This window comes from Streptomyces sp. NPDC005281 (assembly GCF_040607495.1).
Taxonomy (GTDB): Bacteria; Actinomycetota; Actinomycetes; order Streptomycetales; family Streptomycetaceae; genus Streptomyces.
Genome location: NZ_JBEXGX010000001.1, coordinates 145,449 through 167,284, shown reverse-complemented (window position 1 = coordinate 167,284; position 21,836 = coordinate 145,449). Strand labels below are relative to the sequence as shown.

At 70.6% G+C, this 21,836-nt stretch carries 19 protein-coding genes and 1 pseudogene; 10 read left to right on the top strand and 10 right to left on the bottom strand.

Going from position 1 to position 21,836, the window contains the following annotated elements:
* Positions 1-12: 12 nt before the first annotated feature.
* The 3 genes from ABZV42_RS00705 to ABZV42_RS00695 all read left to right on the top strand — a co-directional run bounded on the left by ABZV42_RS00705 (position 13) and on the right by ABZV42_RS00695 (position 5,004).
* The gene (locus ABZV42_RS00705; RefSeq protein ID WP_355982170.1) at positions 13-1,950 is read left to right on the top strand and encodes a PQQ-binding-like beta-propeller repeat protein; all 1,938 of its coding nucleotides are present in this window, start codon (positions 13-15) and stop codon (positions 1,948-1,950) included.
* A 79-nt stretch (positions 1,951-2,029) separates the two neighbouring features.
* A complete protein-coding gene (locus ABZV42_RS00700; protein WP_356050556.1) occupies positions 2,030-3,994 on the top strand; it encodes a PQQ-binding-like beta-propeller repeat protein in 1,965 nt (654 codons plus the stop codon).
* Between the two features lie 302 nt (positions 3,995-4,296).
* Positions 4,297-5,004 carry a response regulator transcription factor gene (locus tag ABZV42_RS00695; RefSeq protein ID WP_355982174.1) on the top strand — a complete coding sequence of 236 codons (708 nt, stop codon included), beginning with the start codon at positions 4,297-4,299 and terminating at the stop codon, positions 5,002-5,004.
* Between the two features lie 49 nt (positions 5,005-5,053).
* On the opposite strand, the gene ABZV42_RS00690 is transcribed toward ABZV42_RS00695, so the two are convergent.
* The 6 genes and pseudogenes from ABZV42_RS00690 to ABZV42_RS00665 form a co-directional block, all read right to left on the bottom strand.
* Positions 5,054-5,950, bottom strand: coding sequence for an NAD(P)-dependent oxidoreductase (locus tag ABZV42_RS00690; protein WP_355982176.1), 897 nt, complete (start codon positions 5,948-5,950; stop codon positions 5,054-5,056).
* Between the two features lie 93 nt (positions 5,951-6,043).
* Positions 6,044-7,339 (bottom strand): M48 family metallopeptidase, encoded by a 1,296-nt coding sequence (locus ABZV42_RS00685; RefSeq protein ID WP_356050555.1) that lies wholly within the window; start codon positions 7,337-7,339, stop codon positions 6,044-6,046.
* Between the two features lie 66 nt (positions 7,340-7,405).
* The gene (locus tag ABZV42_RS00680; RefSeq protein WP_356050554.1) at positions 7,406-7,609 is read right to left on the bottom strand and encodes a DUF397 domain-containing protein; all 204 of its coding nucleotides are present in this window, start codon (positions 7,607-7,609) and stop codon (positions 7,406-7,408) included.
* An 8-nt stretch (positions 7,610-7,617) separates the two neighbouring features.
* Positions 7,618-8,061: pseudogene (locus tag ABZV42_RS00675) on the bottom strand (Scr1 family TA system antitoxin-like transcriptional regulator); the annotation flags it as partial.
* A gap of 58 nt (positions 8,062-8,119) precedes the next feature.
* Positions 8,120-8,437: a hypothetical protein gene (locus ABZV42_RS00670; RefSeq protein WP_355982182.1), complete on the bottom strand. Its 318-nt coding sequence runs from the start codon at positions 8,435-8,437 to the stop codon at positions 8,120-8,122.
* A gap of 40 nt (positions 8,438-8,477) precedes the next feature.
* A complete protein-coding gene (locus ABZV42_RS00665) occupies positions 8,478-10,178 on the bottom strand; it encodes a sodium:solute symporter family protein (RefSeq protein WP_355982184.1) in 1,701 nt (566 codons plus the stop codon).
* Between the two features lie 179 nt (positions 10,179-10,357).
* Here ABZV42_RS00665 and galT point away from each other — a divergent pair, with 179 nt between their 5' ends.
* Genes galT through galK form a run of 3 tightly spaced genes read left to right on the top strand, consistent with a single transcriptional unit; the run spans position 10,358 to position 13,572 of the window.
* Positions 10,358-11,446, top strand: coding sequence for a galactose-1-phosphate uridylyltransferase (gene galT / locus ABZV42_RS00660; RefSeq protein WP_355982186.1), 1,089 nt, complete (start codon positions 10,358-10,360; stop codon positions 11,444-11,446).
* A complete protein-coding gene (gene galE / locus ABZV42_RS00655; RefSeq protein WP_355982188.1) occupies positions 11,443-12,408 on the top strand; it encodes a UDP-glucose 4-epimerase GalE in 966 nt (321 codons plus the stop codon). The genes galT and galE overlap by 4 nt, the downstream gene beginning before the upstream one ends.
* 21 nt (positions 12,409-12,429) lie before the next feature.
* Positions 12,430-13,572 carry a galactokinase gene (gene galK / locus ABZV42_RS00650; RefSeq protein WP_355982333.1) on the top strand — a complete coding sequence of 381 codons (1,143 nt, stop codon included), beginning with the start codon at positions 12,430-12,432 and terminating at the stop codon, positions 13,570-13,572.
* 104 nt (positions 13,573-13,676) lie between these two features.
* On the opposite strand, the gene ABZV42_RS00645 is transcribed toward galK, so the two are convergent.
* A complete protein-coding gene (locus ABZV42_RS00645; protein WP_355982335.1) occupies positions 13,677-14,141 on the bottom strand; it encodes a GNAT family N-acetyltransferase in 465 nt (154 codons plus the stop codon).
* 256 nt (positions 14,142-14,397) lie between these two features.
* Here ABZV42_RS00645 and ABZV42_RS00640 point away from each other — a divergent pair, with 256 nt between their 5' ends.
* Entirely contained in the window at positions 14,398-15,165 is a 768-nt protein-coding gene (locus tag ABZV42_RS00640) for a response regulator transcription factor (protein WP_355982190.1), read from the top strand.
* Here ABZV42_RS00640 and ABZV42_RS00635 read toward each other — a convergent pair.
* Positions 15,124-15,621, bottom strand: a complete 498-nt coding sequence (locus tag ABZV42_RS00635; RefSeq protein ID WP_261703948.1) for a MarR family transcriptional regulator — start codon at positions 15,619-15,621, stop codon at positions 15,124-15,126. The two genes, ABZV42_RS00640 and ABZV42_RS00635, sit on opposite strands and share 42 nt — an antisense overlap.
* A gap of 176 nt (positions 15,622-15,797) precedes the next feature.
* On the opposite strand from ABZV42_RS00635, the gene ABZV42_RS00630 reads away from it, so the two are divergent.
* A complete protein-coding gene (locus tag ABZV42_RS00630) occupies positions 15,798-16,619 on the top strand; it encodes a trans-aconitate 2-methyltransferase (RefSeq protein WP_356050553.1) in 822 nt (273 codons plus the stop codon).
* A complete protein-coding gene (locus ABZV42_RS00625; protein ID WP_355982194.1) occupies positions 16,619-16,990 on the top strand; it encodes a VOC family protein in 372 nt (123 codons plus the stop codon). Before ABZV42_RS00630 ends, ABZV42_RS00625 begins: the two co-directional genes overlap by 1 nt.
* Positions 16,991-17,010: 20 nt before the next feature.
* On the opposite strand, the gene ABZV42_RS00620 is transcribed toward ABZV42_RS00625, so the two are convergent.
* Positions 17,011-17,691 carry a TetR/AcrR family transcriptional regulator gene (locus ABZV42_RS00620; protein ID WP_328555094.1) on the bottom strand — a complete coding sequence of 227 codons (681 nt, stop codon included), beginning with the start codon at positions 17,689-17,691 and terminating at the stop codon, positions 17,011-17,013.
* Positions 17,688-18,701, bottom strand: a complete 1,014-nt coding sequence (locus tag ABZV42_RS00615; protein WP_355982196.1) for a fatty acid desaturase — start codon at positions 18,699-18,701, stop codon at positions 17,688-17,690. The genes ABZV42_RS00620 and ABZV42_RS00615 overlap by 4 nt, the downstream gene beginning before the upstream one ends.
* A 349-nt stretch (positions 18,702-19,050) precedes the next feature.
* Between ABZV42_RS00615 and ppc the strand changes: the two genes are divergently transcribed.
* Entirely contained in the window at positions 19,051-21,783 is a 2,733-nt protein-coding gene (ppc, locus tag ABZV42_RS00610) for a phosphoenolpyruvate carboxylase (protein ID WP_355982198.1), read from the top strand.
* Positions 21,784-21,836 lie beyond the last annotated feature (53 nt).

Here is a 21,836-nt window from a genome sequence, read left to right as displayed (position 1 = left end):
GGGGACGCGCTGATGAGTCAGCCGCCGAGTCAACCGCCGCAGGGCGGATTCGGAACACCGCAGGACCAGCCGCCGACGGGTGGTGCCGGCGCCTCGCCGGACCCGCGGTCGCAGGGTGGTTTCGGCGCACCCCGGGGGACGTCCCAGGGAACACCACCGGGCATGCCGCCGGGGGCGCCGCAGGCCGCTCCGCAGGACCCGCGTTCGCAGGGCGCGCCCCCGAACACGCCCCCCGCGCCGCAGGGCACGCCTCCTCCTCCCGCGCAGCCGCCCCAGGCGCCCGCGCCCCGGAACACCCCGCCCGTCGGGCCTCCGCAGCCGGGCTACGGGTACCCGCAGCAGCCCGGCCCCTACACCCAGCAGGGCCCGTACGGACAGCCGCAGCAGCCGGGTCCCTACGGTCAGCCCGGACCGTACGGGTACGCGCAGCAGCCGGGGTACGGCTATCCGCCGCAGGCGCCCTACCCGGGCGCACCCGGCGCCCCGCAGCCCGGCGGTCCCGGCGGGGGCTCGAAGAACCCGTTCAAGGGGAAGCCCGCGCTCGTCGTCGCCGCCGCGGTGGCGGGCCTGCTCGTCGTCGGCGGCACCGTCTGGGCCGTCACCGGCGGCGGTGACGGCAAGAAGCCCGTCGCGCAGCACAGCCCGGGCAACAGCCCCTCCGCGTCCGCGCCCGTCTCGGACGCTCCGGCCAACCCCGGTGACGGCAGCGGTGACGGCGGCCAGGAGAGCGACGACCTGAACGCCGGCCGCAAGGCGGGCGAGGCGAAGGTCCTCTGGTACAAGTCGGCACCGGACGCGCCCGGTTCGGGCGCCGACGCCCCCGGGATGTGGATCACCCCCAAGGTGGCCGTGAAGGCGGCGTACAAGCAGCTCTTCGCGTTCGGCGTGGCGGACGGCAAGCCTGCCTGGGACGCCCTGACGTTCCCGCAGAAGATCTGCGCGGCCACCCGGCAGAAGACGGCCGACGACAAGATCGTCATCGCCTACATGAGCGGCCCCGGCAGCAGCGCCAAGTGCAACCAGCTCCAGCAGATCGACCTGAACACCGGCGCCAAGGGCTGGAGCGGGACGGTCGCGGACGGCACCCTGTTCGACAGCACGCTCTCGGTCGAACTGTCCATCACCGGCAAGACGCTGACGGTCGGCCGCTCGATGTCGGGAACGGCGTACGACGTCGGCAGCGGCAAGAAGCTGTGGGACAAGCAGAAGTACGGCGCCGGCTGCTACCCGGCGGGATTCGCCGGCGGCTCCAAGCTGCTGGCCGTCTCGTCCTGCGGGGCCGGCAGCAGCACCGAGCACGACGAGGTGCAGGAACTGGACCCGGCCACCGGCAAGGCCCGGTGGACGACGAAGATCCCCAAGGGCTGGCGGGTCGGCCGTGCCTATTCCGTGGACCCGGTCGTGCTCTATCTGACCAACGACGCGAAGAAGACGGTGAGCATCACCGTGCTGAAGGACAACGGCACCGTGCGCTCGCAGCTCAAGAGCGACGACGGCTTCGCGCCCGAGTGCGGCTTCGCGATCCTCGACCGCGACCTGACGGGCTGCTTCGGCGCCGTCGCCGACGCCGACACGCTCTATCTGCCGACCGAGGCGAAGAGCGGCCCCAACGAGATCGTCGCGTTCAGCCTCGCGACCGGCAAGGAGAAGTGGCGCGTCAAGTCCCCCGCGGACGCGACGATGATGCCGATGAAGACGGACGGCACCCACCTCATCGCCTATGTCGAGGCGTCGTACGACGGAGGCGGCCGTGTCGTGTCGATCCCGACGGGCGGCGGGGGCCACACGCCGGTGAAGCTGCTCCAGAATCCGCACGGCACCGCGAACATCGAGTCCGGCTTCTACTCGAAGGCCGTCGACTACGTGGACGGACGCTTCTACATCTCCACGACCCGGCTGACGGGCAATGACCAGGCGAAGGAGAAGCTGATGCTGGCCTACGGCAAGTGACCGACGCCCCAGCCCCGTTCCGTCGCGCCCCGCACGCGCGCAGGCCCGCCGTCCCGACGCATTCCGAGGTATCCACGTCATGAGCCAGCCGCCCCCGCCGCCGAACGAGCCCCCGAAGGGCTTCGGCGCCCCCCAGGACCCCGCCCCGGGTCCGCAGCAGAATCCGGGCGGGGAGAACCCCGAGCCCGGCGGTTTCGGTGCCCCGCAGGACCCGCCGCCGCAGGGCTTCGGTGCCCCGCAGGACCCGGCCCCGCAGGGCTTCGGTGCCCCGCAGAACCCCGCCCCGCAGGGTTTCGGTGCTCCGCAGGGCCCGCCCCCGGGCGGTTTCGGCCCGCCCACACCGCCGCCCGCCGCCGCGGGCCCCGGTTACGGCTATCCCCAGACGCCCCCGCCCGCCGCCGCCGGCCCGGGCTACGGCTATCCCCAGCAGGCCCCGCCCGCGTCCCCGCAGCAGCCGTACGGCTATCCGCAGACGCCGCCCCCGGGCCAGCCGGGCTACGGCTACCCGGGCCAGCCGGCCCCGTACGGCTACCCGCAGCCGCCGACCATGCCGACGCAGCCGCAGGCTCCGCAGGGAGGTGGCGGCGGGCGCAAGCTCAACAGCCAGCTGCTCATCATCGTGGCCGCCGTGGTGGCCGTCGCGCTGATCGTCGGCGTCGGTGTCCTGTACTCGCAGTCGGGCAAGGGCGACAAGCACAACGCCGGGGGAACGAGCGGCGGCACCGGCGGCAAGGGCGGTGACGACAAGGGCGGTGACAAGAAGGGCAGCAACGGCAAGGAGAAGGTGCCGGCGAACACCGCTTCCTCGCTGCTGTTCCAGATCCCCGCGCCGGCCGTGCCCAAGGACATCACGAGCGTCGCCACGGCGGGCTCCTGGCTCACCGACAAGGTGTACGCCAAGACCGGCAACGCCGAGATCAACGGCTACGACCCGGCCACCGGCGCCAAGACCTGGACGCTGAAGCTCCCCGGTCCGGTCTGCCAGGCCAGCCGGCACAGCACCGACTCCGACCGCTCGGCGATCATCTACGAGCCGGCCATGCCCACCAAGGCGCAGCCCTCGCACGGTTGCACCCAGCTCGCCGCCATCGATCTCGACGCGGGCGTGAAACTGTGGACCCGGACGATCAAGTCCGGTGACCAGTCGATCAACCTCGAGAATGTGACGGTCAGCGGGAACACGGTCGCCGCGGGCAGCACGGGTGGCGGCGGTGCGTTCGACATCTCCACCGGCAAGCCGCTGTGGGCGCCGAAGACGGGCGACAGCTGCTACGACTCCGGCTACGGCGGCGGCGCCAAGCTGGTCGCGGTCCGCAAGTGCGGCGAGTACGGCAGTACGCGCCAGCTGCACATCCAGACCATCGACCCGAAGTCCGGGAAGGTGATCTCCGAGTACAAGATGTCGCCCGGCATCGAGTACGCCAGCGTCGTCTCCACCGACCCGCTGGTCGTGGCGGCCGACGTCGGCGACTCCGCGGGTGACGGCAGCGGCATCTCGGACTTCTTCTCCATCGACAACAAGACCGGCACGCTGCGGTCGAAGATCTCGGCGCCGGGCAAGACGTACGCGGCCCGCTGCGACGGCATCACCAGGATCGAGTACTGCTCCGGGATCGCCGTCGGCAACGACAAGCTGTACATCCCGACGGAGGAGCACGACGGCACCGGCGACTACAGCCGGACCAACGAGATCGTCGCCTTCGACCTGGCCACGGGCAAGCAGACCGGCCAGCGCGCGGACGCGGGGGACGGCTACACCATCACCCCGCTGCGCATGGACGGCACCAACGTCCTCGCCTACAAGCGGCCGCCGTACGACAAGGGCGGACAGATCGTCACCATCGACGGGACCTCCTTCAAGGAGTCGAAGCTGATGGAGAACCCGGCGACCCAGTCCACCCGTGACGCGGAGTCGAGCATGCTCCCGGACTACGCCGAGATCCTCTACGGCGCGGGCCGGCTGTACATGTCCCAGGTCTACGCGAACAAGCCGACCTCCGCGACGGACAAGGCGTACCTCGCGATCGCCTTCGGAACGAAGTGAATCGTCACCTTTCGAGTGAAACAGAAGTGATCATCTTCGAAAGAACACGGTGATCGTTCATCCGGATTGATTCGTCCGGGCCGAAACACCGTGTGCGGCCCCGTCCCTGTTCAGGGCCGGGGCCGCACGCGTACCCCGCATCACTTCCTATTGGGTGGGATTTCGATATTCCGGTGCACTTCTCGCCAGTAGGGGAAGCGCAACGTCGAACAAGCGTGTAGCTTCCGGGGGATGGAGAGCCGGGGGGCTCCTAATCCACGGGGAACCAGTGGGGATGCTTGGGGGGACTGGGGGGTTGCCTGATGGGAGTCCGGCTCATGGTGGTCGACGACCACCGACTGCTCGCCGAGGCGTTGGCCTCGGCTTTGAAGCTGCGCGGGCACCGGGTGCTCGCCGCGGCCGCACCCGCCGCGGGGGCGGCGGAGCTGGTGATCACACGGGCACCCGAGGTGTGCCTGATCGGCACGGCGACGCCGGCCGAGCCGGGGATCTTCGACCCGGTGGTAAGGATCAAGAAGGAGCGCCCGCAGGTGGCGGTCCTGGTGCTCGGCCCGGTACCGAACCCGCGCGGGATCGCCGCCGCGTTCGCCGCCGGTGCCTCCGGCTACGTACGCCATGACGAGCGCATCGAGGGCGTCGAGCGCGCGATCATGAAGGCGAGGGCGGGTGAGGCGGCGGTCGCCCCGCAGTTGCTCCAGGGCGCCTTCAGCGAACTGCTCAACCCCGCCGCCCAGCCCGACGACGAGGGTCAGCGGCTGCTCGAGATGCTCACACCCCGCGAGGTGGAGGTCCTGGTGCGGGTCGCCGAGGGCGAGGACACCCGGCTCATCGCGGCCGGCATGGGCATCGCCCCGTCCACGGCCCGCACCCATGTCCAGCGCGTCCTGATGAAACTGGGCGTGGGCTCGCGCCTCGAGGCGGCGGCACTCGCGGCCCGCACGGGCCTGCTGGACCGCGCGGGCCCGATCCCGGCGCAGGCACGGCACGGGAACATGGACGACGCCCGCTGAGGCGGAGGGGCCGGCGGGCTGCGGGCCGGGGCCCGCAGCCCTCACGGGCTTACGAGGTGGGGGGCTTCCCCTCCTCGAAGCTCGCGAAGTACGCGGCGGCCATGTCCTCGTCGCCGTGCCCGAGGGCGCCGGCGCGGCCGAAGCGTTCGGCCGCCGCCTCGGCGACGTCGAGCCGGACGCCGTGCTCCTGCCCTGCCGCCACGATCAGCCGGGCGTCCTTCTCTGCCGTGGTGACGGCGAAGCTGGCCGGGGAAAGCCGGTCCTGAAGGACGAGGGCGGCCTTGGCGTGCAGATAGCCCATGTCGAGCGGGCCGCCCTCGATGAGGCCGAAGAAGTCTTGCGGGTCAACGCCGAGGACCTTGGCCAGGGCCAGCACCTCGCCGGTCGCCACGGTGGCGGCGAGGACCCAGCTGTTGGCGACGAGCTTGAGCCGGGTGGCGCTGCCAGCCGAACCGTCCTCGCCGGTCCACACCGTACGGGCACCGACCGCGTCGAAGACGGGTGTCACCGTGTCGCGGGCCGCGCCCGGGCCTGCGGCGAGCACGGTCAGCTGTCCGGACTCGGCGGGTGCGCGTGTCCCGAGGACGGGCGCGTCGAAGAGGACGAGCCCGTGCGCGCCGGCGAATTCGGCGAGCTCGCCCAGCACCTCGGTCCCGACGGTCGTCGACTGCGCCCAGACGGCCCCGGCGGACAGTCCCGGTGCTGCCTGGCGCATGACGTCGAGGACCGACGGGCCGTCGTGGAGCATGGTCAGGACGACATCCGCGCCCCGCACGGCGTCCTCCGGGGTGTCCGCGATGTGCGCGCCGTCGGCGGCCAGTGGCTCGGCCTTGTCGCGGCTGCGGTTCCAGGCACGGACGTGATGCCCGGCCCGCGCGAGACTACGGGCCATCGCGGCCCCCATGATTCCGGTGCCGAGAACGCTGACGGTGAGTTTGTCGGTCATGGGGTCAGCCTTCCCCCTCGCCCGTCGTTCTCTCGCACGAGGCCCGGGATTCGGGGGAAAGCCCTCGGCGGCGGGGTGGTCCCGGGACCTGCCCTAGTAGCCGTCCCGGAGGATCTGCTGGGCCACCTTCGCGCGTGACTCGGCCAGTTCCTCGGTGATCCGGCGCTCCCGTTCGTCGTCGGCCAGGACGGCCGGGGGTTCGGCCTCTCCGATCAGCAGGCAGGCGCGGCGCAGATGGGTCGGCGGATGGGTCGCGTCGACGCTGTGGCCCCGCAGCGTGCTCGCCCGGCGCAACCGTTCGCGCTCCTGCTCGGGAACGGAGGCAAGGTCCGTGGCGAGACGCTCCCAGAGTCCGTCCGCCCAGGCGGCGGTCTGCTGTCTGCCGCGCGGGCCGTTCAGGGCGGCGCGGTTGACCTCGCGCTGGAGCGTGACGGCGGCCGAGTCCGAGATCAGCAACCGGTCCATGAGTTCCAGCGCGGCCGGAGTGGATCCCGCCCGGGCGGCCACACGGTCGGCGAGGTACTCGGCCCGCTGAGAGGCGCGCACGGTGAGCCCGTCCAGGAGCGTCAGCACGCCGCGGACGAGCAGCCGGGGCACGACGTAGAGCACGTTGAGGATCAGGGTGAGCGCGCCGGAATCGTCGAGGGGCTCATGATCGACCGGCTCGAAGTAGTAGTGCCAGGTGGTCAGCGAACGGTAGGCGGCGCCGACGACCAGACCGTGGCGGGTGTCTCCGTTGACGTAGTGGCCCATTTCGTGGCCCAGCAGGGCGATCCGCTGCTGCGGTGTGAGGACTTCCCACAGGGGGAGCCCCAGCGTCAGGAGCCGGCGCCCGCGTATGCCGTAGCTCCGTACGTTCGCGTTGATCTCGTCGTCGACGGCGATCGCGTCGACACCACGGGTGCCCGCGACGCGGGAGACCTCGTCGACGAGCGCGAAGAGTTCGGGCGCGTCGGCACGGTGCAGGACGGGCTTGTCCTGTGGCAGCCGGTGCAGCCGGGGCCGCAGCGACCACACGAGGGCGAGCAGGAAGACGCCGGGGAGCATTCCCCAGCCGCCCCATCCCCGGACGAGGAACCAGGCGCCGCCCGCGGTCAGGGCCACGGTCAGGCCGTGGACGGCGAGGGCGAGTGCGAAGGCGAGGACGGCCGAGGAGTCCCGTCGGGCCCGCAGGGCCTCACCGGCGTTCAGCTCGGCCAGCAGTCGCTCACCGTGCCGCCGCGCCTGGGCCCGCCGGGCCTTGGCGAGTCGGCCCTGCTTCTCCTCCGGCCGTTCGGGATCGACGTTCCAGTCGCAGACGGCGCACCACAGGACGAACCGGCCGTCCCCGTGGATCTCGGTCCCGCAGTCCGGGCACACCTGAACTCTTTCCGCTGCCGCGGTGTGCATCGTCGACTCTCCCCTGCCCCACGGCCCCTCCCCAGAGGCCGCCCGTTCATGACAGGGCGAAGCTGATCACAGGGAGGCGCCCTGGTAAACCCCCTGCTTTATACGAAGCAGCAGGTGAGCGAGGGGGCCGGGGGCGGTACTGAGCTGCGTGGCGGGGGTGTCGCTCTCACGGAGGTGAACGGCGCCGGGGGTGGCGGCGAGTTCGAGGCAGTTGTTGCCGTCGCCGCTGCCCGAGTAGGACGACTTCTGCCAGTTGCCGGGGGTGATCACGACGGGCCTCACGCTTCCTTCGTCATCCGGTGGATGAAGTCGCGCGAACGGGTGGGTTCGAGCGATACAGCCTCCACCATACGGAAGAGCGTTCGAAATGCGCCGAGTTGGGCCTCGGAGTCGATGAAGGCCGCGCCGTGGGGTGCGTCGCGTACCGCTGTGTCCAGCTTGGGTACGGCACCGCCCACGTACATCATCGCGTTCGTGGCACCGGCGAAGCCGTCGAGCTCGAAGGGGATGACGCGCACGGTGATGTGGTCCGCTTCCGAGAGTTCGAGGATGCGCGCGAGCTGGGCCCGGGCCGCTGCCCGGTCGCCGACTCTGATGCGCAGGGCCGCCTCATGGATCACCACCTCGTACGGGGTGGAGGTGGGACTCGCGATGACCACCTTGCGTTCCATTCGGTGCCTGACGCGCAACTCGATCTCTTCGAGCGGGAGTTCGGGCACCCGCAGGTCGAAAGCCGAAGGGCCGGAGTCCTTCCGTGGGCTCCGGCCCTGTGCGCGGGTGTTACTCGGCCGGCGAGGGGTTCTCCCCGGTCGGTGTCTCCGGGGCCGGTGGTGCCAGCGGGCGCAGCCACAGCCAGGCCAGGAAGAACAGGCCGAGGGCCAGCATGCCGAGGCCGGTCCAGAGGTTGATGTTGATGCCGCCCGCCTTGGCGAGGTCGGCGTCGGAGGCGGTGATGCCCGCGATGGTGACGATGATGCCGTAGATCACGAACAGGCCGCCGATGATGCGGCGGATGTCGAACAGGCGGGCCGCGGTCGCGGACTTCCCCTCGAGTTCCGACACCTCGCGTTGGACGTCGCGTTCCGAATGGTCGGACATGGTTTCTCTCTTCTCCCTCGTTGTGGCGGGCCGGAACTCGTCAGAACGAGAACGGGATGTAGCAGGCGGCCGCCAGGATCAGCGCGCCCCAGCCCAGCAGGGCGGGCCTGCGGTACCAGGCGTCGTCGCCCGCGGCCGGCGGCTCGGCCATGCCGGGGGACACCGTGCCGTAGACCAGGCCCTCGAGGTCCTCCGCCGGCTTGGGGGCGGTGAAGAGCGAGACCGCCACCATCACCACGGCACCGGCCACGAAGGCGACGATCGCGGAGACGAAGTTGGCGCCCTGGTCGGAGGGGAAGCCGATGACGCCCTGCTTGTAGAGGACGAAGTAGTTCACCATCGCGGCCGTCGTGCCGGCCAGCAGACCCCAGAAGCCCGACTTCACCGAAGCCCGCTTCCAGAACATGCCGACGATGAAGACCACGAACATCGGCACGTTGAAGAAGGAGAACAGCGTCTGGAGGTAGCTCATGATGTTGGAGAAGGACGAGGCCAGGAAGGCCGTGCCGATCGACGCCAGGACGCCGACCACCGTGATCAGCCGGCCGAAGCGGACGTAGTAGCCGTCCTCGCGGTCCTTCACCACGTACTTCGCCCAGATGTCCGTCGTGAACACCGTGTTGAAGGAGGAGACGTTGGCCGCCATGCCCGCCATGAACGCGGCCAGCAGACCGGTCACCGCGATGCCGAGGACACCGTTCGGCAGCAACTCCTGCATCAGATAAGGGATCGCGTCGTTGTACTGGAGGCCCGAGGCGCTCGTCCCGATCTTCGGGACCAGGACGGCTGCCACCAGGCCCGGGATCATTACCAGGAAGACGATGAAGATCTTCGGGTAGGCCGCGATGAGCGGAGTGCGCTGGGCGGCGGAGAGGTTCTTGGCCGACAGCGCGCGCTGCACCTCGGCGAAGTTCGTCGTCCAGTAGCCGAAGGACAGCACGAAGCCGAGACCGAGCACGATGGTCAGCCAGTTGGCGCCGAGCGGGTTGTCGCTGCCGATGCCCGTGCCGCCCCAGGCCGTCGTGAAGTTCGCGCCGTGCGTCTTGTCGAGGGAGTCGGTCAGACCGTTCCAGCCGCCCACCCGGTGCAGACCGAGCACGGCGATCGGGATCAGCGCCGCGAGGATCACGAAGAACTGGAGCACCTCGTTGTAGATCGCCGAGGAGAGACCGCCGAGGGTGATGTAGGCGAGGACGAAGAACCCGGCGACGACGATCGCCACCCACTGCGGCCAGCCGAGCAGCGCCTCGACCACGATCGCGAGCGAGTAGAGGTTGACGCCCGCGATGAGGACGGCGGCGAAGGCGAACAGGACCGAACTCAGCAGGTGCGCCCATTTGTCGAAGCGCAGGAGCAGGAACTCGGGCACCGAGCGGACCTTGGAGCCGTAGTAGAACGGCATCATCACCAGGCCCAGGAAGACCATCGCCGGGATGGCGCCGATCCAGTACCAGTGCACGGTGTAGACGCCGTACTGGGCGCTGTTGGCGGCCATGCCGAGGATCTCGGTGGCGCCCAGGTTGGCCGAGATGAAGGCCAGGCCGGTGATCCAGGCGGGCAGTGAGCGCCCGGACAGGAAGAAGTCGAGGCTCGTCCTGACCGAGCGCCTGGCCGCGAAGCCGATGCCGAGGACGACCACGAAGTAGATGCCGAGGATTGTGTAGTCGAGTGCGTTCGTGGGGAGTCGCAGCTCGACGGCGAGCAGAGTGCCCGGTTGGGGCGGATGTGTGGGGGACTGCATCAGAACTCGCTTCGTCGCATGAACCTATCGGACCGGAACCTATGCCTCCGCATTCAGGAAATGCGCCCTTTCGGTGGTGACCTTTGTTTGATTGTGACGTTGACTGTGGTGGTGGCTTGTGGTTTGTTGTGTTCGGTTATGTTTGAAGGTTTGATCGGGTGCTGATGGGGAGTCCGACTGTGAAGAAGACCTCGACCCGGCTCGCCGACGGTCGTGAGCTCATCTACTACGACGCGGGCGACGACCAGGTGCGCGACGCGGTGGACCGGCGCCCGCTCGATCCGACGGTCACCACCTCGGAGGTGCGCCGCGACCCGCTGCTCGGCGACTCGGTCGCGGTCGCCTCGCACCGGCAGGGGCGCATCTACCACCCCCCGGCGAACGAGTGCCCGCTGTGCCCGTCCTCGGGCGACCGGCTGAGCGAGATCCCCGACTCCTCGTACGACGTGGTCGTGTTCGAGAACCGCTTCCCCTCGCTGGCCGGCGACTCCGGCCGCTGCGAGGTCGTCTGCTTCACCTCCGACCACGACGCGTCCTTCAAGGACCTGACGGAGGCGCAGGCGGCCCTCGTCCTCGAGGCGTGGACGGACCGCACCGCCGAACTGTCCCATCTGCCCTCCGTCCAGCAGGTCTTCTGCTTCGAGAACCGTGGCGCCGAGATCGGTGTGACGCTCGGTCACCCGCACGGGCAGATCTACGGCTACCCCTTCACCACGCCCCGTACCGCACTGATGCTGCGCTCGCTCGCCGCGCACAAGGAGGCGACCGGCGGGGAGAATCTGTTCGACGAGGTCCTCGCACGGGAGATCGCGGACGGCTCGCGCGTCGTCCTGTCGAGCGAGCACTGGGTCGCCTTCGTCCCGTACGCCGCCCACTGGCCGTACGAGGTCCACCTCTACCCGCGCCGCCGGGTGCCGGACCTGCTCGGTCTCGACGAGGGCGCGCGCACAGAGTTCCCCCAGGTCTATCTGGAACTCTTGAGGCGCTTCGACCGGATCTTCGACGGGCCGGACGGTGGAGAGGAAGGGGCCGGCGAGCCGCCGACGCCGTACATCGCGGCGTGGCACCAGGCTCCCTTCGGCCCGCTGGAGGAGTTCGAGGGCGTCAACCGGGACGACTTCGCGCTCCACCTCGAGCTTTTCACCATTCGCCGTACTTCCGGCAAGCTGAAGTTCCTCGCGGGTTCCGAGTCCGGCATGAACGTGTTCATCAACGACGTGCCGCCGGAGACCGCGGCTCAGCGACTGCGAGAGGTAGCGAGTTCATGAGTGGGAAGTACTTGGTCACGGGTGGAGCCGGTTATGTGGGCAGCGTGGTCGCGCGCCACCTGGTCGAGGCGGGCCACGAGGTCACCGTCCTCGACAACCTCTCGACGGGCTTTCGCGACAGCGTTCCCGCCGGTGCCGCGTTCGTCGAGGGCGACATCCGTGACGCGGCCAAGTGGCTGGACCCCTCGTACGACGCCGTCCTGCACTTCGCCGCGTTCTCGCAGGTCGGCGAGTCCGTGGTGAAGCCCGAGAAGTACTGGGACAACAACGTCGGCGGCACCATGGCCCTGCTCGCCGCGATGCGCGACGCCGGAGTGCGCACACTGGTGTTCTCCTCCACCGCCGCGACGTACGGCGAACCCGAGACCACCCCGATCGTGGAGTCCGCGCCGACCCGGCCGACCAACCCCTACGGCGCCTCCAAGCTCGCCGTCGACCACATGATCACCGGCGAGGCGGCGGCGCACGGACTCGGCGCCGTCTCCCTGCGCTACTTCAACGTGGCCGGCGCCTACGGCGAGAGCGGTGAGCGGCACGACCCCGAGTCGCACCTGATCCCGCTCGTCCTCCAGGTCGCGCAGGGTCACCGCGACGCGATCTCCGTCTACGGCGACGACTACCCGACGCCGGACGGCACCTGCATCCGCGACTACATTCATGTCGCGGACCTCGCCGAGGCGCACCTGCTGGCCCTGCGGGCCGCGGCCCCCGGCGAGCACCTGATCTGCAACCTCGGCAACGGCAGCGGCTTCTCCGTCCGCGAGGTCATCGAGACGGTGCGCCGGGTGACCGGGCACCCGATCCCCGAGGTCATGGCACCGCGCCGCGCCGGGGACCCGGCGATCCTGGTCGCCTCGGCCGAGACCGCCCGGGAGCGGCTCGGCTGGAATCCGTCCCGCGCGGATCTCGCGGGGATCGTCGCGGACGCGTGGGAGTTCGCACAGAACGTAGCGAAGGGGTAACACGTGGAGCAGTCGGGGCTGGTGGGGGTACGTGAGGGCTTCGAGGAGCTGTACGGCGCCGCGCCCGAGGGCGTGTGGGCGGCGCCCGGCCGGGTCAACCTGATCGGCGAGTACACCGACTTCAACGAGGGGTTCGTGATGCCGCTCGCGCTGCCGCACACGGCGGTCGCGGCGGTGTCCCGCCGGTCCGACGGGGTGCTGCGGCTGCACTCGGCGGACATCGAAGGGCCCGTCGTCGAACTGCGCGTCGACGAACTGACGCCCCGGTCGGACACCGGCTGGGCCGCCTATCCGGCGGGAGTGGTGTGGGCGCTGCGCGAGGCGGGCCACACCGTCGGCGGCGCGGACATCCATCTGGCCTCGACGGTCCCCACCGGCGCCGGGCTGTCCTCCTCGGCGGCCCTGGAGGTCGTCACCGCCCTCGCCCTCGACGAGCTGTACGGGCTCGGGCTCACCCGGCCCGAGCTGGCACGGCTCGCCCAGCGCGCCGAGAACGACTTCGTGGGCGTCCCCTGCGGTGTCATGGACCAGACGGCGTCGGCGTGCTGCACCGAGGGCCACGCCCTGCACCTCGACTGCCGGGACCTGTCCATCCGCCAGATCCCCTTCGACCTCGCCTCCCAGGGCCTCGAACTCCTCGTCGTCGACACCCGGGTGAAGCACGCGCTCGGGGACGGGGCGTACGCCGAGCGGCGCGCGGGCTGCGAGGAGGGGGCGCGGCAGCTCGGTGTGTCCCATCTGCGCGATGTCGCGTACGAGGGGCTCGACGCGGCCCTCGCCCGCCTCTCCGACGAGCGGGTGCGCCGCTATGTCCGCCACGTCGTCTCCGACGACCACCGGGTGGACCTGGTCGTCGCCCTCCTCGACGCCGGTGATGTCCGGGCGATCGGGCCGGTCCTGACGGACGGCCACGCCTCGCTCCGCGACGATCTGCGGATCTCCTGTCCCGAGCTGGACCTCGCGGTCTTTGCGGCGAACTCCGCGGGGGCCCTCGGGGCACGGATGACGGGCGGGGGGTTCGGGGGGTCCGCGGTCGTGCTGGTGGAGTCGGCCGACATCGACGGTGTCACCAAGGCGCTGGTGGAGGCCTTCGCCGAGGCGGGCTTCACCGCTCCGCGGGTGTTTCCGGCTGTGCCTTCGGCCGGGGCCCGGCGGATCGGCTGAACTACGGTTTTTTCGCCCCCTCCGCCCCTCCCCCCTACTCGTCCCGTACCCGGGGGCGCTGCCCCCCGGACCCCCGCTCCTCAAACGCCGGAGGGGCTGGATTTTCAGGTGCCGGAGGGGCTGAGTCGTTTCGTCAGCGTGTACTCCGTGATCCCCGGCGGGTAGTCGGGGATCACGCACGCCACCTCGTACCCCCGCTTGCGGTAGAAGTCCGGGGCCTGGAAGTCCCAGGTCTCCACGCGGGCGGCGGTGCAGCCGCGTCCGCCCGCCGTCCGTTCGGCCTCGGTGAGCAGCAGACTGCCCAGGCCCGTGCCGCGGTGGCGGTCGTCGACCCACAGATAGGTGATGTGCAGCCAGGTCGTCCAGGTGTGGCCCACCAGGCCGCCGGCCAGTTCACCGTCCTCCCGCAAGGCCCACACGTGGAGCGGGAGTTCACGCTCACCTGGGGTCCCGCGCAGTGCGCGCAGCACCGGGGACGCCGCCGTGTTCGTGTCCAGCAGCCGCCTGCGGAGCAGATCCCGACGCTCCTTGTCGTCTTCTGTCTCGATACGAAACATACGGCTCACCATAAACGTGCTGGCCAACCAGTTCTGCAAATTGCCTTCCGCTCCCCGTCCCCAGCCGTACTCTGATGAACAGTGCCGGTGGGGGCCGGTGCTGATCAGGGGGCGAGACAGTCGGGTACGACGCCCGAAGTGGGGGTAGCACTTCCAGCACGGCGGCGGCCGTGCGGCGGAGGCACCCCGTTTTCCGGGTCGCAATCGGGCCCGGGATCACCTCGGGCGCCGTACCCGTACGGATCGTCCCCCGACAGTGGGGGTTTCTGTGGTTCGCATCCGAGTACTGGTCGTCGACGACCATCGCATCTTCGCCGAGTCTCTCGCCGCCGCGCTCGCGGCCGAGCCCGACGTCGACGTGTCCGCCGCCGGCAGCGGCCCGGCCGCGCTGCGCTGCCTGGAGCGCGCGGCGGCCGAGGGCCGCCGCTTCGACGTGCTGCTCGTCGACGCCGACCTGGGCGGCAACCTGCCCGGCATGCGTCCGGCGGTGCCCGTCCAGGAGAGCAACGAGGACGGCCTGGTCGACGGCATCTCGCTCGTCGCCGGCGTGCGTTCGGGCCAGCCGGGGGTGCGGACCGTCGTGCTGGCCGAGAAGGACGACCCGCGCCGGGCCGCTCTCGCGCTCCAGGCCGGGGCCTCGGGCTGGGTCGCCAAGGACTGTTCGCTGTCGCGGCTGCTCACCGTCATACGGGGGGTGCTGCGCGACGAGACCCATCTGCCGCCCGCCCTGCTCACCGGGGTGCTCCGGGAGCTCACCGCGGCGCGCAAGCACCGCACCGAGAGCGAGCGGCTCGTCGAGTCGCTGACGCCCCGCGAGCGCGAGGTGCTGCGGTGCATGGTCGCCGGGCTCGGGCGCAAGGCGGTGGCGGAGCGGCTGTTCCTGTCGCCGCACACCGTCCGCACCCATATGCAGAACGTCCTCGGCAAGCTCGGTGTGCACTCCACCCTCGCCGCCGTGGCCTTGGCCAGGCGGGCCGGGGTCGGTCCCGTCGACCTAGCCGGGGATGTTGTCGAACGGGGCGGTCAACTGGCGTAGCAGTCCGGCCAGTTCACCGCGCTGTGCCCGGCTGAGCTCGGCGAGGATCGCCCGCTCCTGGTCGAGCAGCCCGGCCAGTGCCTGGTCGGCCCGGTCGCACCCCTCGTCCGTGAGGCGTACGAGCACACCCCTGCGGTCGCTCGGGTCCGGGAGGCGTTCCACCAGACCCTTCTTGGTCAGACGGTCGATGCGGTTCGTCATCGTGCCCGAGGTGACCAGCGTCTGGGTCAGCAGCTGTCCGGGCGAGAGCTGATACGGGGATCCCGCGCGCCGCAGCGCCGTCAGGACGTCGAACTCCCAGGGCTCCAGGCTGTGCTCGGCGAAAGCGAGCCGGCGCGCACGGTCCAGGTGCCGGGCCAGCCTGCTCACCCGGCTGAGCACCTCGAGCGGTTCCACGTCGAGGTCCGGGCGCTCCCGGCGCCACGCAGCGACCAGCCGATCGACCTCGTCCTCCATGACGATCAGTGTAGTGGTTGTGTCGACATGAAGTCTCTTGATGTGGAGTCTCTCGATGGCGAGTCTCTTGACGTCGAGATAGTTTTCCTGTGAGTCTTGAGATCCGAACGGTCCGGTCACCGCCGCCCCCCTGTGCGGGTCCGCGACCTCCGCGGCGACCTTCGAGGAGGCCACCCATGGCTGCCGAATCCCCCACCCCCACCTGGGACCCCGGCCAGTACCTGCGCCACTCCCGGCACCGGGCCCGCCCCTTCGCCGACCTCCTCGCCCAGGTGAACGGCCTGCCGGGCGATCCCGCCCGCATCGCCGACCTCGGCTGCGGCCCCGGCAACGTCACCGCACAGCTCGCCGTCCGCTGGCCCGGCGCGTACATCACCGGCTACGACAACTCGGCCGACATGCTGGCCCGCACCGAGGAGCACGCCGGTCCCACGGCCGGCGGCGGACGGCTCGACTTCGCCCACGCCGACCTCACCGACTGGGCGCCCGCCGAGACGTACGACCTGATCACCTCGAACGCCGCTCTCCAGTGGGTGCCGGGACACCTGGAGTCGCTTCCCGGCTGGCTCGACGCCCTCGCGCCCGGCGGCACCCTCGCCTTCCAGATGCCCCGCAACACCGACGCCCCGCTGCACGTCCTGCTGCGCGAACTCGCCGCCTCCCCGCGCTGGAAGGGCCTCGTCGGCGACGCCCCGCGCCCCGCGGACTCGGTCCACGACCCGCTCGTCTACCTGGATCGGCTGGAGGGGCTCGGCTGCCGGACGGACGTATGGGAGACGACGTACATGCAACTGCTGACCGGTCCCGATCCCGTGCTCGACTGGGCGAAGGGGACCGCGATGCGGCCCGTGCTGACCGCCCTCGCGGACGACCCCGAGGCCGCCGACGCCTTCGTCGCCGCCTACCGTGACCTGCTGCGCGAGGCCTATCCCGCCAGGCCCTACGGCACGGTGCTGCCGTTTCGCCGGCTGTTCGCCGTGGCCCGCAAGGAGGCCTGATGCTCACCGCGCTCGACCATGTCCAGCTCGCCGCCCCGCCGGGCTCCGAGGACCGCCTCCGCGCGTACTACGTCGACGCCCTCGGGATGACCGAGACGCCCAAGCCGCCCGTCCTCGCCGGCCGCGGGGGCTGCTGGTTCCAGGCCGGGGACGTCCGGCTCCACCTCGGGATCGAGACCGCCTTCCGTCCCGCGAAGAAGGCCCACCCCGGACTGCGCGTCACCGGGATCGACGCCCTGGCCGCCCGGATCGCCGCCACCGGCGCCCCTGTCACCTGGGACGAGGACCTGCCCGGCCACCGGCGCTTCTTCTCCGAGGACCCGGCCGGCAACCGCCTCGAATTCCTGGAGCCGCTCCCGGCCCACGACTGAGCCGGGAGCACACCGGGCCCTCAGGCCTTGCGATGCCCGATCAGCCGCGGCTTCGGCTCCAGACCGTCCAGACCGTGCCAGGCCAGATTCACCAGATGCGCGGCCACCTCCGCCTTACGCGGCTTGCGGACGTCCAGCCACCACTGGCCCGTCAGCGCGACCATGCCCACCAGGGCCTGGGCGTACAGCGGAGCCAGCTTCGAGTCGAAGCCGCGGCTCTTGAACTCACGGCCCAGGATGTCCTCCACCTGGGTGGCGATGTCCGAGATCAGCGACGCGAACGAACCCGTCGACTGCGGGATGGGGGAGTCACGGACCAGGATGCGGAAACCGTCCGTGTACTCCTCGATGTAGTCCAGGAGGGCGAACGCCGCCTGCTCGCACAGTTCGCGCGGGTGGCCCGCCGTCAGCGAACCGGTCACCATGTCCAGCAGCCGGCGCATCTCCCGGTCCACCACCACCGCGTACAGGCCCTCCTTGCCGCCGAAGTGCTCGTAGACCACCGGCTTGGAGACACCGGCCTTGGCCGCGATCTCCTCCACCGACGTGCCCTCGAAGCCCTTGGCCGCGAACAGAGTGCGGCCGATCTCCAGCAGCTGCTGACGGCGCTCGGCGCCGGTCATGCGGGTGCGGCGCGCGCGCCGCGGCTTCTCGCTGCTGCTCGGGGTGCTGCTGGAGTCGGTCGCCACGCCGTCAATCATGCCGCTTCAGCGGTTTCCGTCTTGCGTCGGGAGCTGTTCCCGTCGTCGTTCCGACGGGAATCGATACGCGAGCGTGACGGCCAGCGCACGTCGTAGGCCCATCCGAGCTGCTCGCACCAGCGGATGATCCGCGCCGAGGAGTCGAGCTGGCCGCGGTCCACACCGTGCCGGGCGGACGTCGGGTCGGAGTGGTGGAGGTTGTGCCAGGACTCGCCGCACGAGAGCACCGCCAGCCACCACACGTTGCCCGAACGGTCACGGGACTTGAAGGGGCGCTTGCCGACCGCGTGGCAGATCGAGTTGATCGACCAGGTCACGTGGTGCAGCAGGGCCACCCGGACGAGGGATCCCCAGAAGAACCCGGTGAAGGCGCCCCACCACGACATCGTCACCAGACCGCCGATCAGTGGCGGCAGGGCGAGAGAGAGCAGGGTCCAGAGGAGGAACTGACGCGAGATCGCCCGGATCACCGGGTCATTGACCAGATCCGGCGCGTACTTCTCCTGAGAGGTCCGTTCTTCGTCGAACATCCATCCGATGTGTGCCCACCACAGGCCCTTCAGCAGCGCCGGGACCGTCTCGCCGTACTTCCACGGCGAATGCGGGTCACCCTCGGCGTCGGAGAACTTGTGGTGCTTGCGGTGATCGGCGACCCAGCGCACGAGCGGGCCCTCGACCGCCATGGATCCCGCGACCGCGACAGCGATCCGCAGCGGCTGCTTCGCCTTGAACGAGCCATGCGTGAAGTACCGGTGGTAACCGATCGTGACGCCGTGGCAGCCCAGGTAGTAGAAGAAGACCAGCAGACCGAGATCCAGCCAGCTCACCCCCCACCCCCAGGCCAGCGGCACCGCCGCGAGCAGCGCCAGGAACGGCACGACGATGAAAAGAAGAAGCGTGAGCTGTTCGAGTGACCCCTTCTTCTCGCCGCCGAGGGTCGCGGCGGGAGGCGAGGCGTCGTCGCTGTCCGCCCGCGGGGCGTCGTCGATCACTTCGGAACTCGTGGTCATGGGCGTCCCCTGTGGGGTTCGAGGGTGAGGAACGGCGGGGAAGAGTGTCCGGGGCGAACCCAGGGTCCACCCGTCGTCCGACGGGAATACCTACGGGTCCGTAACCTACGGCGTCGTAAGTATGTCAGCGCGTGGCCCGGCGGCAAGAGCCCGTGAGCCTGCGCGTCCGAGGGGACACCTATCCTTGGAGTCGGTCGGACAGCGCGGTCCGTTCTGATTTCTTCCCGGATGCCACCTCCCTGAGCGGCACCCGCCGCGCGCGGTCGCCACCCGGGTTCCCTCCCAGACGAGCTTCAGACGAGATTCCCCACTCTTCGGACGAGCTTCACCACTGCAAGGAGCCGCACCTGTGAGCAGTGCCGACGACCAGACCACGACGACCAGCAGCGAACTGCGCGCCGACATCCGCCGCCTGGGCGACCTGCTCGGCGAGACCCTCGTCCGGCAGGAGGGCCCTGAGCTCCTGGAACTGGTCGAGAAGGTCCGCCGCCTGACCCGCGAGGACGGTGAGGCCGCCGCCGAGCTGCTCCGCGGCACCGAGCTGGAGACCGCCGCCAAGCTGGTCCGCGCCTTCTCGACCTACTTCCACCTCGCCAACGTCACCGAGCAGGTGCACCGCGGCCGCGAGCTGCGCGCCAAGCGCGCCGCCGAGGGCAGCCTCCTCGCCCGGACGGCCGACCGGCTCAAGGACGCCGACCCCGAGCACCTGCGCCAGACGGTCAAGAACCTCAACGTCCGCCCCGTCTTCACCGCCCACCCCACGGAGGCGGCCCGGCGCTCGGTCCTCAACAAGCTGCGGCGCATCGCCGCACTCCTGGAGACCCCGGTCATCGAGGCCGACCGCCGCCGCCACGACACCCGCCTCGCCGAGAACATCGACCTGGTGTGGCAGACGGACGAACTCCGGGTCGTGCGCCCCGAGCCCGCCGACGAGGCACGCAACGCCATCTACTACCTCGACGAGCTGCACGCCGGCGCCGTCGGCGACGTCCTGGAGGACCTCACCGCCGAACTCGAACGCGTCGGCGTCGCCCTCCCGGACGACACCCGCCCGCTCACCTTCGGCACCTGGATCGGCGGCGACCGGGACGGCAACCCGAACGTCACCCCCGCCGTCACCTGGGACGTCCTGATCCTCCAGCACGAGCACGGGATCAACGACGCCCTGGAACTCATCGACGAGCTCCGCGGCTTCCTGTCGAACTCCATCCGCTACACCGGCGCGACCGAGGACCTCCTGGAGTCCCTCCAGAGCGACCTGGAGCTCCTGCCGGAGATCAGCCCCCGCTACAAGCGCCTCAACGCGGAGGAGCCCTACCGCCTCAAGGCCACCTGCATCCGGCAGAAGCTGGAGAACACCAAGCAGCGCCTGGCCAAGGGCACACCCCACGAGGACGGCCGCGACTACCTCGGCACCGCCGAACTGCTCCGCGACCTCACCCTCATCCAGACCTCGCTGCGCGAGCACCGCGGCGGCCTCATCGCCGACGGCCGGATGAACCGCACCATCCGCACCCTCGCCGCGTTCGGCCTCCAGCTCGCCACCATGGACGTACGCGAGCACGCGGACGCCCACCACCACGCCCTCGGCCAGCTCTTCGACCGCCTCGGCGAGGAGTCCTGGCGGTACGTGGACATGCCGCGCGACTACCGCGCCAAGCTCCTCGCCAAGGAACTGCGCTCCCGGCGCCCGCTCGGCCCGACCCCCGCGCCGCTCGACGCCGCCGGACAGAAGACCCTCGGCGTCTTCGAGACCGTCAAGCGGGCCCTGAAGATCTTCGGGCCCGAGGTCATCGAGTCGTACATCATCTCGATGTGCCAGGGCGCCGACGACGTCTTCGCCGCCGCCGTCCTCGCCCGCGAGGCCGGTCTCCTCGACCTGCACGCGGGCTGGGCCAAGATCGGCATCGTGCCCCTCCTGGAGACCACGGACGAGCTCAAGGCCGCGGACACGATCCTGGAGGACATGCTCTCCGACCCCTCGTACCGCCGCCTCGTGGCGCTGCGCGGGGACGTCCAGGAGGTCATGCTCGGCTACTCCGACTCCTCCAAGTTCGGCGGCATCACCACCTCGCAGTGGGAGATCCACCGCGCCCAGCGCCGGCTGCGCGACGTCGCCCACCGCTACGGCGTACGCCTGCGTCTCTTCCACGGCCGCGGCGGCACCGTCGGCCGCGGCGGCGGCCCCTCGCACGACGCGATCCTCGCGCAGCCCTGGGGCACCCTGGAGGGCGAGATCAAGGTGACCGAGCAGGGCGAGGTCATCTCCGACAAGTACCTGGTCCCCTCGCTCGCCCGCGAGAACCTCGAACTGACGGTCGCCGCCACTCTCCAGGCGTCCGCCCTGCACACCGCGCCCCGCCAGTCCGACGAGGCGCTGGCCCGCTGGGACGCGGCGATGGACGTCGTCTCCGACGCCGCCCACTCCGCCTACCGGCGGCTCGTCGAGGACCCGGACCTGCCGACGTACTTCCTCGCCTCCACGCCGGTCGACCAGCTCGCCGATCTGCACCTGGGCTCGCGGCCCTCCCGCCGCCCCGGCTCGGGTGTCTCGCTCGACGGCCTGCGCGCCATCCCGTGGGTCTTCGGCTGGACCCAGTCCCGGCAGATCGTGCCCGGCTGGTTCGGCGTCGGCTCGGGCCTCAAGGCACTGCGCGAAGCGGGCCTGGACACCGTGCTCGACGAGATGCACGAGCAGTGGCACTTCTTCCGGAACTTCCTCTCGAACGTCGAGATGACCCTCGCGAAGACCGACCTGCGCATCGCCGGCCACTACGTCGACACTCTCGTAGCGGACGAGCTCAAGCACGTGTTCGCCGCCATCGAGGCCGAACACGAGCTGACCGTGCGCGAGGTGCTGCGCATCACCGGCGGCGAGAAGCTGCTCGACACCAACCCGGTGCTCCAGCAGACCTTCGCCATCCGCGACGCCTACCTGGACCCGATCTCCTACCTCCAGGTCGCCCTCCTCAAGCGCCAGCGCGACGAGGCCGCCGCCGGGCAGACGCCGGACCCGCTGCTCTCGCGGGCCCTGCTCCTGACGGTCAACGGTGTGGCGGCGGGCCTGCGCAACACCGGCTGAGCAGACAGACATGAAGGCGCCCTTCGCCTCGTACTCCTGCGAGGCGAAGGGCG